Below are 17,072 nucleotides of genomic sequence, written 5' to 3'. Positions count from 1 at the left end.
CTATGACGACCGTTTTTTGAATCAGGTTACATAATTTTATAAATATTATTTTAAATGTAACCTAAAAGGAACTTTTGGCGTCCAATGAACAATGCTGACCAACAAGGAACAACAACTCATTTCGGAAATACGCAGGGGCAATACCCGCGCGTTCTCCAATTTGGTGGATAGTTATAAGGATTTGGTCTTTACGCTATCCATTAGGATGTTGGGCAATAGGGAGGAGGCCGAAGAAGTGTCTCAAGACGTATTTATTAAGGTATATAAATCTTTGTCAAGTTTTAAAGGCGATTCCAAACTGTCCACTTGGATGTATAGAATTACCTATAACACGTGTTTGGATAGGATTAAAAGGATGAAAAAGAAAAGAATCCATACCGATTTGGAACATATTGATCAAATTGCCTATGCGGATTTGGATACGGCCCTTCAAAAAATGATGGAGACCGAACGGAGTGAAGTAATTGGTCAATGTTTGTCACAATTGTCGGCAGAAGATGCAGGAGTCCTCACGTTGTTTTATCTTGAGGAAAAGAACCTGCAAGAAATGGAGAAAGCGACCAACCTTCCCGTAAATACGCTGAAGGTAAGGTTGTTCAGGGCCAGAAAACGATTGGCTAGTGTTGTGGAAAAGAATGTGAACAAAGAAATATTGCAAAGCAATGGATGAACTAGAAGATAAAAAACTGGAAGCTTTTATCGATAAACTCATGGAAGAAGCCCCATTGGAGTCCCCTTCTGTTGATTTTACCCAGCATGTGCTGCACAAATTGGAAGCTGATACCCCCAATGAAGTGTTTCAATATAAACCCATCGTATCTGGTAAGGTATTGTCGGTTGCCTTTATTATTTTTGTTGCTTTACTTATTTTAATTGGATCTCAAGTGGGGCTCGATAGTGGCCAGGGTTGGTTTAAAAACCTGAACATAGAGGCTTTATTCCATACTGATTGGAGCTGGATGGAAGGATACACTTCTTCTAAAGTAACGGTATATGCTTTCCTATCCTTTGGGCTACTGTTTTTTGCCCAAGTCCCTTGGTTGAAAAAGCAAATGGACAAAACAGCTTTTTAGATATGGGCATAGTAATACGCCCAATACATCAAAAAGAATTGCAGGGGAATCCGAAGAATCAATATCCATTTGGGAATACCGGCAGATGCTTTCTCGCCCGAAAGCATGTAGAAATGTACCGATAGAAACACCCCCAATATTAAAATGATACCGAATGTGCTCAGTTTTCGGGTAGCATCGAAACAAACGCCTATCCCCAATATAATTTCTGCAATACCACTTATATAGACCAAAAGCCTGTGATTCGGAAGATACAAGGGCATGATGCGCATGTACATTTTAGGTTTTACAAAGTGCATGATTCCTGCAACGATGTACATTCCCGCCATTATGTAAAGGTGCCAAGGAGTTTCCATTAGCCTTAAAAATAAGAAAGGCAGACCATAAGGCCTGCCTTTACCAATAATTTATTTTGAATGATCTTATTTGATCATATCATAGCTTCGGGCAATAAAGTTCGTAAGCTCTTCACCTTTCAGCAGTCCTTTGGACAGGCGTGCCAAATCCAAAGATTGATTGATCAGCCTTTCACGTTTCTTCGCGGTCTTGGTATTCAAGATTTCGCTTACCAATTCGTGATTGGTGTTAACGATAAGGTTGTACATATCCGGCATATTGCCCATGCCGAACATGCCACCGCCACCGGTTTGCTGCATTTCCTTCATGCGGCGCATAAACTCAGGCTCTGTAATGATGAACGGTGAAGCACTGCTCTCCATGGCCTCCATCTGAATAGTATATCCCTTATTGGAAATTACTTTTTCCAAATCAGCCTTTAGGCTGTCTTTTTCCTCTTCGGACAATTTGGAAATGGCCGTATCCTCTTTTTTGATAAGGTTATCCACGTGGTCGGCATCCACTCGCACAAAGGACAGGTTCTCTTTGGAAGTTTCCAATTTTTGCATCAGGTGCGGCACAATTGGGGAATCCAACAAGAGGATTTCATAACCCTTTTTCTGGGTAGCTCCAATGTAGCTGTGCTGCGCTTCTTTGTCCGAAGCATACAACACGACCAATTTATCATCCTTGTCGGTCTGATTGTCCTTTATCTTGGCTTCCAACTCTTCAAATGTATAGTAGTCGCCATCAACGGTTGGGTAGAGTGCAAATTTGTCCGCTTTGTCAAAGAATTTATCTTCGGACAGCATTCCGTATTCAATTACCACTTTGATGTCGTTCCACTTCTGTTCAAAATCCTCACGGTTGTTTTTGAAGATTGAAGTCAATTTGTCCGCTACCTTTCTAGTGATGTAGGAAGAAATTTTCTTTACGGCACCATCAGCCTGAAGATAAGATCTTGACACGTTCAATGGGATGTCCGGAGAATCTATCACACCTTTCAACATCGTCAAGAATTCGGGAACAATTCCCTCTACATTGTCCGTAACGAACACTTGGTTTTGGTACAATTGGATTTTATCCTTTTGGATACTGAGGTCGTTCGTCAACTTTGGAAAATACAAAATACCCGTTAAGTTGAACGGATAATCCACGTTCAAATGGATATGGAACAAGGGTTCTTCGAACTGCATGGGGTATAGTTCACGATAAAAGTTCTTGTAATCCTCATCACTTAGGTCAGTGGGCTGTTTGGTCCATGCAGGATTCGGATTGTTGATGATATCGTCCACCTCCTGGGTCGGTGCTGGATCACCTTCTTTCGCACCTTCTGGTTTTGGAAGGGTTTCCGTTTTTGTTCCGAATTTGATCGGAATGGGCATGAACTTATTGTATTTGACCAAAAGTTCACGGATTCTGGCATCTTCCAAAAATTCTGTGGAATCCTCCGCAATGTGAAGGATAATTTCCGTTCCCCTTTCCGTTTTGTCGCTAGGTTCAAGGGAAAATTCAGGAGAACCGTCGCAGCTCCAATGTACTGCTGGCTCTTCTTTGTGACTTTTCGTAATGATTTCCACTTTCTCTGCCACCATAAAGGCAGAGTAGAAACCAAGACCAAAATGCCCGATGATGCCCGCATCTTTGCCGGCATCCTTGTATTTGTCCAAGAATTCCTCGGCACCCGAAAAAGCCACTTCGTTAATGTACTTTTTCACTTCCTCCTCGGTCATACCTATTCCTTGGTCAATAATATGGATGCGCTTGTTGTCCTTGTCCACCTTGACCTCAATCATCGGGTTGGTATATTCGACTTTCGACTCTCCAATGGAGGCAAGGTGCTTTAGTTTTAAAGTTGCATCCGTAGCATTGGAAATAAGTTCCCTTAAGAAGATTTCGTGATCACTGTATAGAAATTTTTTGATCAAGGGAAAAATGTTCTCTACTGAAACATTGATTTTACCTGTAGCCATCGTTTTGTTTTTTATTCTTTTTACTGCTGATTAGTCAAAAAAAATACCATAGTGTCAAATCTGACAAACTGACATTTGAAAGGTGGTTTGAGGGATGGACATCAATTTTAACATAATTTTGTTTATTTAATTTATAAAAAGATTAAACAATATGGTTATATTTACATATGTTATAGGTTAAAAATTGCTATGAAATAGTACTACTATAACAAGTTTGTTTATTTATTGGTTAGGTTGTGAAAATGCACTTTCGCTAGAAAGTGCATTTTCTTTAAAAGCTTGATTGCGCAATTCTGACCTGTTTAACTCTTCAAAAAAATACCAAATGGCAAATACTACTAAATCCAAAATCACCGAGGATAAAATTGTAAGCCTTTATATGGAATCTGTATTGGAAAATGAAAAGGTGCCAAGCTCAGTATTCAAATTCTGTAAGGAAAACAAAATAAAGGAAGATGAATTCTATGGGTTCTTTGGTTCGTTCGAATCATTGCAACAATCCATTTGGAACAAATTCTTCGACAACAGTTATGGGGTAATGCAAAAGAATAAGCAATATCCCTCTATGACCAACGAGGAAAAGATGCTCACCTTCTTCTTTACCTTTTTTGAGAACCTCACCCTGAATAGGAGCTATGTGCTGTTCATCATGCAGGAGCACAAGTATTCTCTGGAAGGATTGGCCCAGTTGAAAGGACTGCATAAAAGGTTCAAGGATTTCGCCTCTACCTTGATAGAGGAGCGAAATGAGGAGAAAAACATGAAAATCTTCAAATACAACGCACCCTTGTTTTCGGAAGGTGCTTGGTTACAGTTTTTGTTCATCCTAAAATTTTGGATGGAAGACAGCTCTCCAGGTTTTGAAAAAACCGATATCGCCATTGAAAAATCCGTGACGACAGTTTTTCAAATTTTTGAAAGTACACCATTGGAAAAAATTGTGGACTTCGGAAAATTCCTTTACAAAGAGAAATTCGCATAAGGCCAATGAAAAGTTTGGATACCATACCCACCGGAAAAATAGAGCGAGCTGGAAAGCTGGTTAAAACTGGGGTCAGAATAGGAGGGAACTATGTAAAGTATTACGGTAAAAAACTCGTAGATCCTCAAACTTCCAAAGATACCCTGGACCAAGATAATGCTGAGGATATTTACGATGGACTTAAAAGTTTGAAAGGAAGTGCCCTAAAAGTGGCACAGATGCTCAGTATGGAGAAGAACCTTTTGCCACGGGCCTACGTGGAAAAGTTCTCCCTTTCCCAATTTTCGGTACCTCCTTTGTCCGCACCTTTGGTGCGCAAGACTTTTAAAAAATATTTAGGGAAGTATCCAGAGGATATTTTTGATGAATTTGAAAAGGATTCCGTGAACGCTGCCAGTATTGGTCAGGTGCACCGTGCCGAGAAAGATGGAAAAAAGTTGGCCGTCAAAATCCAGTATCCTGGCGTTGCCGAAAGTATCAGTAGTGATTTGGCATTGGTAAAGCCCGTGGCAATTAAAATGTTCAATCTAAAAGGGAAGGATTCCGAAAAATATTTCAAGGAAGTAGAGCACAAACTGGTTGAAGAGACCAATTATATTTTGGAGCTGGAGCAGAGTGATGGGATAACGAAAGCTTGTTCCGTAGTTCCGAACATGCGATTTCCAAAGTACTATCGAGAACTTTCCAGTGAACGTATTTTAACCATGGACTGGATGGAAGGTGTCCACCTGGGGGAATTTGTCCAAACCGATTTTGATGTAGAATCTGGAAATACTTTGGGTCAGGCACTTTGGGATTTTTATATGTTCCAAATCCATAAGTTGAGGCGTGTACATGCTGACCCACATCCAGGGAACTTTTTGGTGAGCGAGGAGGGCGAATTGATTGCAATCGATTTTGGTTGCATCAAGCAAATCCCTGATGATTTCTACGTGCCCTATTTTGAATTGGCCAAAGAGGAAAACATAAACAACGATAAAATTTTCATGGAGAGATTGTACGAACTGGAGATTTTAACACCAACAGATTCCGAAGAAGAATTACAGTTTTTCAAAGCCTTGTTCAAAGAAATGCTGACCATTTTCACATCTCCTTTCCATAAAGAGACTTTCGATTTTGGGGATGAAGGCTTCTGGTCGAAAATTGCCAATCTCAGTGAACGCTATTCAAAGGATGAGCAAATCCGCAAAATGAACGGCAACCGGGGTTCCAAACACTTTTTATACATCAACCGTACGTTTTTTGGGCTTTATAACTTACTGCACGACCTCAAGGCTAATGTGGTCGTGAATACTTATCAGCAATATTTGGATTGACCTTTGGTTGAAACTACTACAATAAAACCCCGTTCAATGGCATCAATGAACGGGGTTTTTGATAGATATATATTTAAGGGGCTACTTTTTCTGCTTCACATATTTATCCAACCATTGGTCTTGTTCCCAAAGCATGTGGAGAATACTCTCTTTGCCTCTATAACCATGGCTTTCTTTTGGCAGCATAACCAAACGGACGGTTGCCCCCAACCCTTTTAGGGCATTAAAATAGCGCTCGCTTTGCATAGGGTATGTCCCGGAATTGTTGTCGGCCTTACCGTGGATCAATAATAATGGTGTTTTCATTTTATCGGCATGCATAAAGGGGGACATGGTATAGTATACTTCGGGGGCTTCCCAATAATTTCTTTCCTCACTTTGGAAACCAAAAGGAGTAAGGGTTCTATTATAGGCACCACTTCTTGCAATTCCTGCTGCAAACAGATCAGAGTGGGAAAGCAGATTTGCTACCATGAATGCGCCATAACTATGACCTCCAACTGCAACACGATTACGATCAATATACCCTAAATCGTCCACGGCATCAATTGCAGCTTTTGCATTGGCCACAAGTTGGCTTCTAAAAGTGTCGTTGGGTTGTTCGTCGCCTTCTCCAATTATGGGAAAGGCAGCCCCGTCCAACACTACATATCCTTTGGTGACCCAATATATGGGTGAGCCCCAATAGGGATAGGTAAACTCATTGGGGTTGGAGGTATTTTGCGATGCACTGTTTTTGTCCTTGTATTCCCTTGGGTAGGCCCATAGGACCATGGGCATTTTTTCTTTCTTCTCCATGTCGTATCCAACAGGAAGATATAAAGTTCCAGAAAGTTCCAATCCGTCATCCCTTTTGTAGGTAATGACTTCTTTATGTACATTTTGAATGCTCTTATATGGATTGTCAAAATCCGTCAATTGAACAGGCCCTCTTCTTTTTACCAGACTTTTGTAATAGTAGTTTGGGTACTCGTTGGCAGATTCAATACGTACTAATAATTGGTCCTTTTTTGGATCGTATTCAATTAGGTTTTCCAATTTCCCTTCCAATTTGGAAGTATATAACCTTGTTTTTTTAAGGCTCTTCAAATCGATTTTTTCCACAAAGGGGAACTGTCCTTCCTCTGTATATCCATTCCCGATCAAATAAGCATTGTTGTTCTTGTCCAAGGATAGAACCCAACTGCCATTTTCATTTCTCTTGGTAATAAAGCGACCGGGATCACTATACACATCTTGATAGTTTCTATCTTCAATGATTTTGGCCCCGGCTTCTGGGTTGGAGGGGTCAAAAAGATAGGTTTTGGTATTCCTATTGTTCCACCAACGGTCATGGGCTATGGCCAAATCATCATTTCCCCATTGTATATAACTGAATCTATTTTTGGTTTTTAAGATGGACCTTCCTTCCCCATCAAAAGGAGCATTTATTTCAAAGATCTCATCACGGTAGGGTACCTCATTTTCCGGATCTCCCCCATCCAATGCTTCAACGTATGTTAAAGTCGCTGGTTTGTCGTTCCTCCAACCAATATTCCGCATACCGGTCCTTGTGGCCATAAACCCTTGGGGCAGATCTTCGATAAGCGGTACTTCCAATATTGTTTTTACCTTACTTCCATCTTTTTTATAAACAGTTGTGGTATTGGGGAATCGATAGTAGGGGACCAAATAAGAGAAAGGCTTGTCCAATGTTACCGTCATTACATACTCCCCATCAGGTGAAAAACTGATATTGGTGTACAAATCGGCATTTTTCCATTTGGTCTTGCTTCCGTCCATCTGTACCTTATAAAGTTCAGAGCGTGCCAATTGTTCAAAATTAAATTCATCATTGGGGTTTTTCAACAAATCTTGATATGTCCTGTTCTGTGCTTTTTTACCATCGTTTGTGGAAATTGTAGGGCCTTCAGGAACAGCTTCATCAATATTGATCAAAGGTTTTCTGTCGCCGGGCAACATTTTGACCAAAATGGACTTTCCATCCTTGAACCAATTGATGATGTCCCTCATATTGGCATTTACATTGGTTTCGGTCAGGGTGGTTGCCTTGGCATTCTCCAGATTTAAAACCATTACCTCCACTCCTTCGGAGGTGGTGTTGGTAAACGCTATTTTGGATTGGTCCGGAGACCAACTGAAGTTAGCTAATCTAGGAGTTTCGGACAGCCCTTCTACTTGGGAGCCCTCTTTAGCGCCAATTTTCTTTACAATAATATTGTTGTAGTAGTTTGTACGGCTTCCAATGTTGGTTTTTGGATTGATCCGAAGACCGGCCAATCTGAGTTCTATTTCCGACAATTCAGCTATTGTCTTGTAGTAGTCACGATAGAGGAGTATCATGTATTTGCCGTCATCAGATAATAAGACACTGGGGGCTAGGGGTGCATTTACGAGTTCAAGTATTTCTTCGGAAGGTTTTTGGTAGGTCAGTTTTTCTTGTGCTTGTCCAAAGCTAAGTGAGAATACTGCCCAGAATGCCAAAAAATATTTTTTCATGATTTTGTTTTAAAAGGTTAGTGGGTGAAGTTTTTTCATTTTTTTAAAAGTACAACTTTTAAAAAGTATTATTTTGGCGGAATCTTGAATATTGAGCGTGAATATTTGCTAATTTTCAAATTCTAACTATCTTTTTATTTAAAAATATTATAAATGTACAATTCCAAGATTGCTGGATTAGGTTTTTACGTCCCTGAAAATGTGGTCACTAACGACGATTTGTCAAAAGTGATGGACACCAATGACGAATGGATACAAGAGCGTACCGGAATAAAGGAGAGGCGCCATGTTGTAAAGGGTACCGATACGACCACATCAATGGGTGTGAAGGCGGCCCAAAAGGCAATCGAGCGTGCTGGCATCGATAAAGATGAGATTGATTTTATTGTTTTTGCCACGCTGAGTCCCGATTATTATTTTCCCGGCCCTGGTGTTTTGGTGCAACGTGATCTAGGTTTAAGAACCGTGGGAGCTTTGGATGTCAGAAATCAATGTTCTGGTTTTGTATATGGAATCTCCGTTGCCGATCAGTACATCAAAAGTGGTATGTACAAGAACGTGCTGGTTATCGGTTCCGAGCTGCATTCGCATGGTTTGGATATGACCACAAGAGGTAGGGGGGTGTCCGTTATTTTTGGTGATGGTGCCGGAGCTGCCGTTTTGACCCGTGAGGAAAATACTTCCAAAGGAATCTTATCCACTCATTTGCATTCCGAGGGACAACATGCCGAAGAGCTTTCGTTGATAGCCCCTGGAATGGGAAAACGTTGGGTAAACGACATTATTGAGGATAATGACCCTGAGGATACATCCTATTTCCCTTATATGAATGGCCAGTTTGTGTTTAAAAATGCAGTGGTGCGATTCAGCGAGGTCATCATGGAAGGTCTACAGAAAAATGATTTGGGCCCTCAGGATATTGATATGTTGATTCCGCATCAGGCCAACTTGCGAATTTCCCAATTCATCCAAAAGAAGTTTGGTTTGAACGATGATCAGGTCTTCAACAATATCATGAAATATGGAAACACTACCGCGGCATCCATTCCCATCGCATTGACAGAAGCATGGGAGGCTGGTAAAATCAAAGAAGGTGACTTGGTGGTACTTGCCGCCTTTGGTAGTGGCTTTACATGGGGCAGCGTAATCATTCGCTGGTAATCACATCGAAGAAAAAATAAAAATAAAACCCCGATCCTTTAGGATCGGGGTTTTTCATTGATGCTCTCACAAGATAACCAACCAACACTCGAGTATGGAGCATCAATTATATTTATAGGATTCCACCACCGCCTTGCTTGGTGTTGCTGTCCCTTCTTTTACGTTGCTTCGCACGGTTTTTTCCGCTTCCAAAACGGTAGGATAGTCCCACGTACACATTGTTGCTCTCCCAATTAAAGGAACCTTCCTGTGCGTAGGGATAACTCCCTTCAAAAGCGAATCGCATGGTATTGAAAATATCATTGTAGTTAAAACTCAATGTACCCTTGCCTTCGGCAAAACTGTAGCGGGCTCCCATGTTGACAAAGTACATGGGCTTGGCATTGAATTGTATACTTTTGTTCCGTCCACGGTAGAAACCAAAAGCTTGAAGCGTCAGTTTTTTGGTTACCGTGAAGCTGTTGTTCATCCTAAGGTTCCAAGCGGTGTTGTCCACCTTTACCTTTTGTTCCACAATGTCTTCTTCACTGGGGTTGGGGTCTGTGGTGTTCAATGTTTCCGTTAGACCTCTTTGTGTTTGTGAGAACATATCAAAACTACCATTGATGTTCCACCATTTGGCAGGGCGGTAATTGGTGGATAGTTCAACTCCGTAGGCCGATGTTTTATCAAAGTTGTCATGGGTAAGAATGGTCTTGTTCAAATCCAATCGGTCCACATATATAGCCCTGTTGATTTCATCGGAAATCCTTCGGTAGAAAATTCCACCCGTGATACTTCCGTTTTTGATTCTTTTCGTGTAGTTCGCTTCATAGGAACTGGTAAATTGTGGAACCAAGTTCGGGTTTCCAAAGGATGAGATCAATGGAGTGGCAAACTCTCGAATGGGATTTACTTGCTGTAGTCCAGGTCTGTCCACACGTCTGCTATAGCTCAATTGCAGTTGATCCTTTTCGTTGGGTTTGTAGGTAACAAATGCAGATGGGTATATTTCGGTATATTTATCGGTAAATGCACGTACGGCATTGGTGTCTGCTTTTACCTGCACATCCTCGATGCGAACGCCCATTTGGTAGGACCATTTTTCGTAGCTCTGACCAAAAGTCGCGTAGGCCGAATAAATGTCCATATCGTACACAAATTTGGTGGATGGTGTCGGTACTAAGTCGCCATTGGAATTAAAGGATTGCCCTGTAGAGGAATAATCCACATTGGTCTCAAAATTTCTTGACTGAAGCCCAAGTTCTAACTTGGAGATACTATCCAGTGGGTTTACATAATCCAAGTTGGCCGTGGTCTGGGTACGTTCTGTATCCACAAAATCCAAATAATCGGGATAGGTGGAGGCACCAATGGACCTAAAATCGGCATCTTGCTCGCTTTCAAACTGGTTGTGGTCCACTTCCAATTCAATGTTGTGCCCTTCTTTGTTGAAATCCAATTTATAATCAAAATTGTATTGTTCACTACGGTTATTGGAATCATCCAAGAACAATTGCGTCACATTACGGGACGGATCATTGAAATATAACACTTCCGTGTTTCCAGTGCCTTCCCCTTCAAAGATGTTCTGATTGGTAAAGAAGGAGATCGTGTTTTTATCGTTCAGGTAAAAATCAACCCCTAATTTATAGAGATGTGATTTGTTGTTGTTGAAAAAATCAAACTTTTGACGTGAGTTTTCCTCTAGGCGAAGAATGCTTCCATCGTTTACCCATTTGCCGATATTGTTGCCGTAGTTTCCGTAAAAATTGAATTTCCCGTTGCGGTAGTTCAAATCAATGGAACTATTGAATTTGGCCTCGATACCTTTGGTAAGGCCTATGTTCACGTTTCCATTGAAGCCAATGTTCGCATTTTTGTGCAGTACAATATTGATGATGCCGCTCATCCCTTCCGGATTGTACTTGGCAGATGGATTGGTGATCAACTCAATGGATTTGATCGCTGTGGAAGGAATCTGCTTGAGCAATTGCGCCACGGGAACATTGGAGAGTTTCCCATCCACCATTACCCGGACATTGGAGTTTCCACGTAGGGTTATATCGCCCGTTTGGGAATCCACGTTTACAGAAGGAATATTGTTCATGATATCCGATGCCGAAGCACCAGCGGTGGTCAAGTCTTTCCCTACATTGATCACCTTGCGGTCCACACGCTGTTCTATCGTTGTGCGTTCGGCTACCACTTCCACACCTTCAAGTTCTTTGGTTTCTTCTTCCAAGGTTACCGTCCCTAAGTCTAGGTTACGTTTGCCCTTGGTTATGACCAGTTTTTGTGAATAGGTTTTGAACCCGATGAATTGTACCTCAAAAATAAAGGTGCCGTCGGGCAGTTTTTTGATTTCAAAGCTTCCATCCTCTGTAGTGATGCCACCGGTTATGGTTTTGGAACCATCTTCAGATTTAATGACGATTGCTGCATAGGCAACAGGTTGATTGGTGGTATTGTCCACAACTTTTCCATTGACCACACCCAGTGCGGTATCGGATTCATTAGCTGATGAAATAAATGGGGATGTCAGGCACAGCAATAGTGCAAATAGAAAGCTCACATGTCTCATGAGTAGTTCGTTTTTTGATTGATGATTGATTGATGTTATTCTTATGACGCCCTGGGCCGTGGAATGTTACAGTAGAAAATTATTTTAACATTCTTTAACAGGAAGGTGCTATGGATTCCCCACCTTTGTAAGGTTAATAGATAAGGTAAGACCATTAATAAGGGTCTTTTAAAAGAAGAAACCCCGGTAAAGAATACCAGGGTTATACATTGATAAGCTATACTAAACACTAACCATTAACTATAAAAATACAGTCTTACCAATGACAATAAGTTATGAATAATAGACGACATTTTCAATTGAAAATTACAGTCTATATAAAAGTTTAACACAAAAATTAACAAATGTCAGAAACACTTGTAGTAGGGGCTTCTACAAACCCAGGAAGATACAGTAACACAGCAATTCGTAGGTTGGTTGATAACAATATTGAAACAACCGCATTTGGGATACGTGGGGGAACTGTATCTGGGGTACAAATTAAAGATAACTTAGTTGATTTTCAAAATATTGATACCGTAACTTTATATTTAAGTCCAAAAAACCAACAGGAATATTATCAATCGATTGTGGACTTAAAGCCCAGACGTGTGATTTTTAATCCCGGTACTGAGAACCCTGAATTCTACGAAATCCTTGAAAACGCTGGGATTGATGTGGAAGTTGCCTGTACTTTGGTGTTGTTGGCTACTGGGCAGTATTGACTTTTGGATTGGATTCTTTTGTTCTGATGAGCCATAATCCAATAAATGTCAGCAATCCATTGAGTGGTAACAATTCATAGCCAACTTGATAGCCACCCAAGTATTCTTCAGGTACATTGGCTATTAAAACAATGGTTGCCACTGAAATAAGTGATACGACCCAAACATAGGCATCTTTAATTTTATGCTTAGTGAAAATGCCAAAGGCAAAAAGCCCCAATAATGGCCCATAGGTGTATCCTGCCACGGTCAGCAAACTATCAATGACGTTGCTGCTCAGGATATATTTAAACGCTATAATAACGATTACAAGAGTTATGCTCATTATGATATGGGTGCGTTTTCTGATGCGTTTTTGCTCTTCATCGTCTTTTTTCTGAACGTTTAAAAAGTCCACACAAAAAGATGTCGTCAGCGATGTAAGGGCGCTGTCCGCACTGCTGTATGCGGCAGCGATCAATCCCAGCATAAAAGTTATGGAAATGGCCAAACCTAAATTGCCGTTAAGCGCAATTTCAGGAAAGAGCAAGTCGGTTTTAGGTGTTCCGTCCATCAGAGGAATACCAATACCCTCCCGTTGGGCAAAGATGTAAAGCAGAGCCCCCAATAACATGAACAGAAAAGTGGTCACGACCAGAACAAAACTGAAGGAAACCATATTCTTTTGGGCATCCTTCAAGGATTTGCAGGTCAGGTTTTTTTGCATCATATCTTGGTCCAGTCCCGTCATGCAAATGGTAATGAACATGCCACCAACAAAGGATTTGATGAAATAGCTTCGGTCCAAAAAACTATCGGTCACGAGAATATCGTTGTAATTCTTCAGTTCTTCCGAGGCCAAAAACTCCCCAAAACTCCATCCGAGTTCCTGATTGATCATCACAATGGAAAGAATTACGGCCAAAATCATAAAAAGGGTCTGCAAAGTGTCGGTCCAAACAATGGTTTTAATACCGCCTTTGTTGGTGTATAGCCAAATCAATAAAATGGAAATGACCACTGTGAACTCAAAACGAATCCCCAGGTCATCAAAAACAAATTGCTGCAAAACAATGGCAACTAAGTACAATCTAAAAGCAGCACCCAAAACCCTGGAGATAAAAAAGAAAAATGCCCCTGTTCTATGGCTCACTTTTCCAAAACGGTCGTGCAAATATTCATAAATGGAAGTGAGGTTGAGTTTGTAGTATAAGGGCAAAAGCACAAAGGCCACTACAAAATAACCGAAGAGGTACCCCATGATGACTTGCATATAGCTAAATTGACTGTCCTGTACCCACCCTGGAACCGATATAAAAGTTACCCCAGAGAGCGAAGCACCTACCATTCCAAAAGCCACCACATACCAAGGGGATTGTTTGCCCGCCTTAAAAAAATCGGCATTGGAATCGTTTTTTCCCGTGAAGTAAGAAATAAGGATAAGGACCAAGAAATAGGCACCTATCAACAACAGAATTTGAGTGGCTGTCATACATTCATTTTGATTTGCAAATTACGGAAGTAAATTGATAACAGTAAAATCGTAATTTTGTAGGAGAATTGATGCTATGGAATTTTCATCGAAGCTATTGGAAAATGCAGTTTACGAAATGTCGCAGCTGCCCGGAATCGGTAAGCGAACGGCATTGCGCTTGGTCCTTCATCTTTTGAAACAGCCCGAAGAAAGGACCGAACTATTGGCCCATGCGTTGCTGAAACTGAAGAGCGAGGTCAATTTTTGTAAAAACTGTCATAATATTTCCGATACCGAAGTGTGTGAAATATGTGCCAATCCCAAACGGGATGAGACCATTGTTTGTGTGGTAGAGGACGTCAGGGATGTTATGGCCATTGAAAATACTTCACAGTACAATGGATTGTACCATGTCTTGGGAGGGAAAATATCGCCGATGGAAGGAGTGGGGCCACAAGACCTGAACATTGCCACCTTGATTAAAAAAGTAAAGGATGGAACCGTCAAGGAATTGATTTTGGCTCTGAGTTCCACAATGGAGGGAGATACCACGAATTTTTATATTTATAAACAATTGGAAGGTATGGAAGTGGTCACTTCCACGATTGCCAGAGGAATTTCGGTCGGAGATGAATTGGAATATACAGATGAAGTAACTTTGGGGAGGAGCATCATCAATAGGGTGCCTTTTGAAAGCTCTATAAAAGCTAATTAATGAACATAAATCAAAAATAAGTCGATTTCTTTATTATTTTTGTAAAATAATAATCAAAATCACTTTGATAAATACGAATATGTCAAAATTTGAATTGAAATTACCGCAAATGGGAGAAAGTGTTGCAGAAGCTACCTTGACCAACTGGTTGAAGGAAGTGGGCGACACTATTGAAATGGACGAAGCTATCTTTGAAATTGCTACCGATAAAGTGGATTCGGAAGTTCCCAGTGAAGTGGATGGGGTATTGTTGGAAAAGCGGTTCGATGTGGATGATGTAATCAAGGTGGGAGAAGTAGTAGCTGTAATTCAAGTTGAGGGTGAGGTTGACAATGTAGCGGATGGCAGTTCGGGAAAGGAAGTTATGGAAGAAGAGCCTGCCACGGTACCCGCAAGGGAATTGGAAGCTCAAATGGCCGGGGTCAAGGAAACCGTTACTGCAACTGCCCCTGACTTTTCCAGTTCAGAACGGTTTTATTCTCCTTTGGTGAAAAATATTGCCAAAGAAGAAAATGTTTCCATGGATGAATTGGAGGCCATCGTTGGTACAGGAAAAGAAGGTAGGGTGACCAAAAATGATATCATGGCTTATTTGGAAAGCCGTTCCAATGTAAGCCAGGGTCAAGTAGAGTCCAAGCCACAACCCGAAGCCAAGACAGAGCAAGTTGCCATACCCGAACCTTCAAAACAAGCACCAGAGAAGCCAAAAGAATCCAAAGTGCAAATTGGAGCAGGGGATGAGATAATTCCGTTGACCAGAATGGGCAAATTGATTGCCCACCACATGATTGAGAGTATATCGACCTCCGCACATGTACAAAGCTTTGTGGAAGTGGATGTGACCAATGTGGTCAACTGGAGAAATAAAGTAAAAAATGCTTTCCAGGAACGTGAAGGGGAAAAACTGACCTTCACACCCATATTTATGGAAGCTGTGGCCATGGCCCTTAAAAAATATCCATTGATGAACATTTCATTGGATGGGGACAAGGTCATCAAAAAGAAGAATATCAACTTGGGAATGGCAGCGGCACTGCCCGATGGCAACTTGATCGTGCCCGTTATTAAAAATGCAGACCAATTGAACTTGGTGGGCATGGCCAAAACCGTGAACGATTTGGCTGGTAGGGCCAGGAACAATCAATTGAAGCCCGACGAAATTAGTGACGGAACTTATACAGTGACCAATGTTGGTTCCTTCGGAAGTGTTTTTGGTACGCCCATCATCAATCAGCCACAAGTGGGCATCCTTGCCTTGGGAGCCATCAGAAAGATACCTTCGGTCATCGAAACCGACCAAGGAGAGTATATCGGTATCCGTAGTAAAATGTACCTTTCCCATAGTTACGACCACCGTGTGGTGAACGGAGCATTGGGCGGGATGTTCGTAAAAGCAGTGGCCGATTATTTGGAAGCTTGGGACATAAATAGGGAAATATAGCAGAAAACAGCTCTTATTCCTTCCACTATGCTTAATTTAGAAGCCAAGTGAACTTTTTTAAAAATCCCCACATGCAATTACAATTGACCAAACCTATTTGCTTTTTCGATTTGGAGACCACTGGTACCAATGTCGCAAAGGATAGGATTGTTGAAATATCCATACTGAAGGTTTTTCCCAATGGCAACAAAGAAAGCAGAACCTGGTTGGTAAACCCAGAAATGCCAATTCCACCTGAATCCGAGGCCATTCATGGAATTTCCAATGAAAAAGTGGCCAACGAGCCTACTTTTAAGCAATTGTCCAAGGATATTTATGCGATGATTCGCGATAGTGATCTGGCGGGTTTCAATTCCGATAGGTTCGATATTCCTTTGTTGGCAGAGGAAATGCTTCGAGCTGATGTGGACTTTGATATGAAGAGCATGGTTTCCGTGGATGTGCAGACCATTTTCCATAAAATGGAAAAGCGGACATTGGAGGCAGCCTATAAATTCTACTGCGATAAAAGTTTGGAAGATGCCCATAGTGCAGAGGCCGATACCTTGGCCACTTACGAAGTATTGTTGGCGCAATTGGAACGATACCCTGACCTGGAAAATGATATCAAAAAGCTATCCGAGTTTACTACCCGAAGACAAAACCTTGATTTTGCAGGTTTTATCGGGGTGGATGAAGAGGATAACCCGATTTTTTCCTTCGGAAAACACAAGGGAAAAACAGTGGATGAGGTCATGGAAAAGGAACCCGGCTATTTTGGTTGGATCCTGAATGCCGATTTTCCATTGTACACCAAAAAAGTACTTACCCAGATTAAGTTGAGCAAGCTCAACAATAAGTTTTAAGCTCAACAAGG

At 41.2% G+C, this 17,072-nt stretch carries 14 protein-coding genes; 9 read left to right on the top strand and 5 right to left on the bottom strand.

Translation table 11 applies throughout. The features are described from left to right. Nucleotides 1-91 precede the first annotated feature (91 nt). Both PY092_RS04810 and PY092_RS04805 read left to right on the top strand, forming a co-directional pair. Nucleotides 92-670 carry an RNA polymerase sigma factor gene (locus tag PY092_RS04810; protein ID WP_275614726.1) on the top strand — a complete coding sequence of 193 codons (579 nt, stop codon included), beginning with the start codon at nt 92-94 and terminating at the stop codon, nt 668-670. After that, complete coding sequence (locus PY092_RS04805; protein WP_275614725.1) at nt 663-1,073, top strand: hypothetical protein; 411 nt, start codon at nt 663-665, stop codon at nt 1,071-1,073. The genes PY092_RS04810 and PY092_RS04805 overlap by 8 nt, the downstream gene beginning before the upstream one ends. Here PY092_RS04805 and PY092_RS04800 read toward each other — a convergent pair. Both PY092_RS04800 and htpG read right to left on the bottom strand, forming a co-directional pair. Continuing rightward, nucleotides 1,070-1,429, bottom strand: a complete 360-nt coding sequence (locus PY092_RS04800; RefSeq protein WP_275614724.1) for a DoxX family protein — start codon at nt 1,427-1,429, stop codon at nt 1,070-1,072. The genes PY092_RS04805 and PY092_RS04800 overlap by 4 nt on opposite strands. 66 nt (nt 1,430-1,495) lie before the next feature. After that, on the bottom strand, nt 1,496-3,382 hold the full coding sequence (gene htpG, locus PY092_RS04795; RefSeq protein ID WP_275614723.1) for a molecular chaperone HtpG: 1,887 nt from the start codon (nt 3,380-3,382) through the stop codon (nt 1,496-1,498). Nucleotides 3,383-3,707: 325 nt separating this feature from the next. Between htpG and PY092_RS04790 the strand changes: the two genes are divergently transcribed. Then, nucleotides 3,708-4,364, top strand: a complete 657-nt coding sequence (locus PY092_RS04790) for a TetR family transcriptional regulator C-terminal domain-containing protein (protein WP_275614722.1) — start codon at nt 3,708-3,710, stop codon at nt 4,362-4,364. Between the two features lie 5 nt (nt 4,365-4,369). Continuing rightward, complete coding sequence (locus PY092_RS04785; RefSeq protein ID WP_275614721.1) at nt 4,370-5,680, top strand: ABC1 kinase family protein; 1,311 nt, start codon at nt 4,370-4,372, stop codon at nt 5,678-5,680. A gap of 81 nt (nt 5,681-5,761) precedes the next feature. Here the strand turns inward: PY092_RS04785 and PY092_RS04780 are convergent, their stop codons facing one another. After that, nucleotides 5,762-8,179, bottom strand: coding sequence for a S9 family peptidase (locus PY092_RS04780; RefSeq protein WP_275614720.1), 2,418 nt, complete (start codon nt 8,177-8,179; stop codon nt 5,762-5,764). 153 nt (nt 8,180-8,332) lie between these two features. Between PY092_RS04780 and PY092_RS04775 the strand changes: the two genes are divergently transcribed. Continuing rightward, nucleotides 8,333-9,340, top strand: a complete 1,008-nt coding sequence (locus PY092_RS04775; RefSeq protein ID WP_275614719.1) for a 3-oxoacyl-ACP synthase III family protein — start codon at nt 8,333-8,335, stop codon at nt 9,338-9,340. Between the two features lie 112 nt (nt 9,341-9,452). On the opposite strand, the gene PY092_RS04770 is transcribed toward PY092_RS04775, so the two are convergent. Next, nucleotides 9,453-11,903, bottom strand: a complete 2,451-nt coding sequence (locus PY092_RS04770) for a TonB-dependent receptor (protein ID WP_275614718.1) — start codon at nt 11,901-11,903, stop codon at nt 9,453-9,455. Between the two features lie 344 nt (nt 11,904-12,247). Here PY092_RS04770 and PY092_RS04765 point away from each other — a divergent pair, with 344 nt between their 5' ends. Then, nucleotides 12,248-12,607 carry a CoA-binding protein gene (locus tag PY092_RS04765; protein ID WP_275614717.1) on the top strand — a complete coding sequence of 120 codons (360 nt, stop codon included), beginning with the start codon at nt 12,248-12,250 and terminating at the stop codon, nt 12,605-12,607. Here the strand turns inward: PY092_RS04765 and PY092_RS04760 are convergent. Continuing rightward, nucleotides 12,591-14,078 (bottom strand): sodium:solute symporter, encoded by a 1,488-nt coding sequence (locus PY092_RS04760; protein ID WP_275614716.1) that lies wholly within the window; start codon nt 14,076-14,078, stop codon nt 12,591-12,593. The two genes, PY092_RS04765 and PY092_RS04760, sit on opposite strands and share 17 nt — an antisense overlap. Before the next feature lie 76 nt (nt 14,079-14,154). On the opposite strand from PY092_RS04760, the gene recR reads away from it, so the two are divergent. The 3 genes from recR to PY092_RS04745 all read left to right on the top strand — a co-directional run bounded on the left by recR (nt 14,155) and on the right by PY092_RS04745 (nt 17,061). Continuing rightward, the gene (gene recR / locus PY092_RS04755) at nt 14,155-14,775 is read left to right on the top strand and encodes a recombination mediator RecR (RefSeq protein ID WP_275614715.1); all 621 of its coding nucleotides are present in this window, start codon (nt 14,155-14,157) and stop codon (nt 14,773-14,775) included. Nucleotides 14,776-14,854: 79 nt separating this feature from the next. Next, the gene (locus PY092_RS04750) at nt 14,855-16,216 is read left to right on the top strand and encodes a dihydrolipoamide acetyltransferase family protein (protein ID WP_275614714.1); all 1,362 of its coding nucleotides are present in this window, start codon (nt 14,855-14,857) and stop codon (nt 16,214-16,216) included. Nucleotides 16,217-16,287: 71 nt separating this feature from the next. Further along, nucleotides 16,288-17,061, top strand: a complete 774-nt coding sequence (locus PY092_RS04745; RefSeq protein WP_275614713.1) for a 3'-5' exonuclease — start codon at nt 16,288-16,290, stop codon at nt 17,059-17,061. Nucleotides 17,062-17,072 lie beyond the last annotated feature (11 nt).

This window comes from Flagellimonas yonaguniensis (genome assembly GCF_029193885.1).
In the GTDB taxonomy this organism is placed as follows: Bacteria; Bacteroidota; Bacteroidia; order Flavobacteriales; family Flavobacteriaceae; genus Flagellimonas; species Flagellimonas yonaguniensis.
Note: the sequence above shows the minus strand (reverse complement) of the source record. Positions and strands in the feature narration are given on the sequence as shown.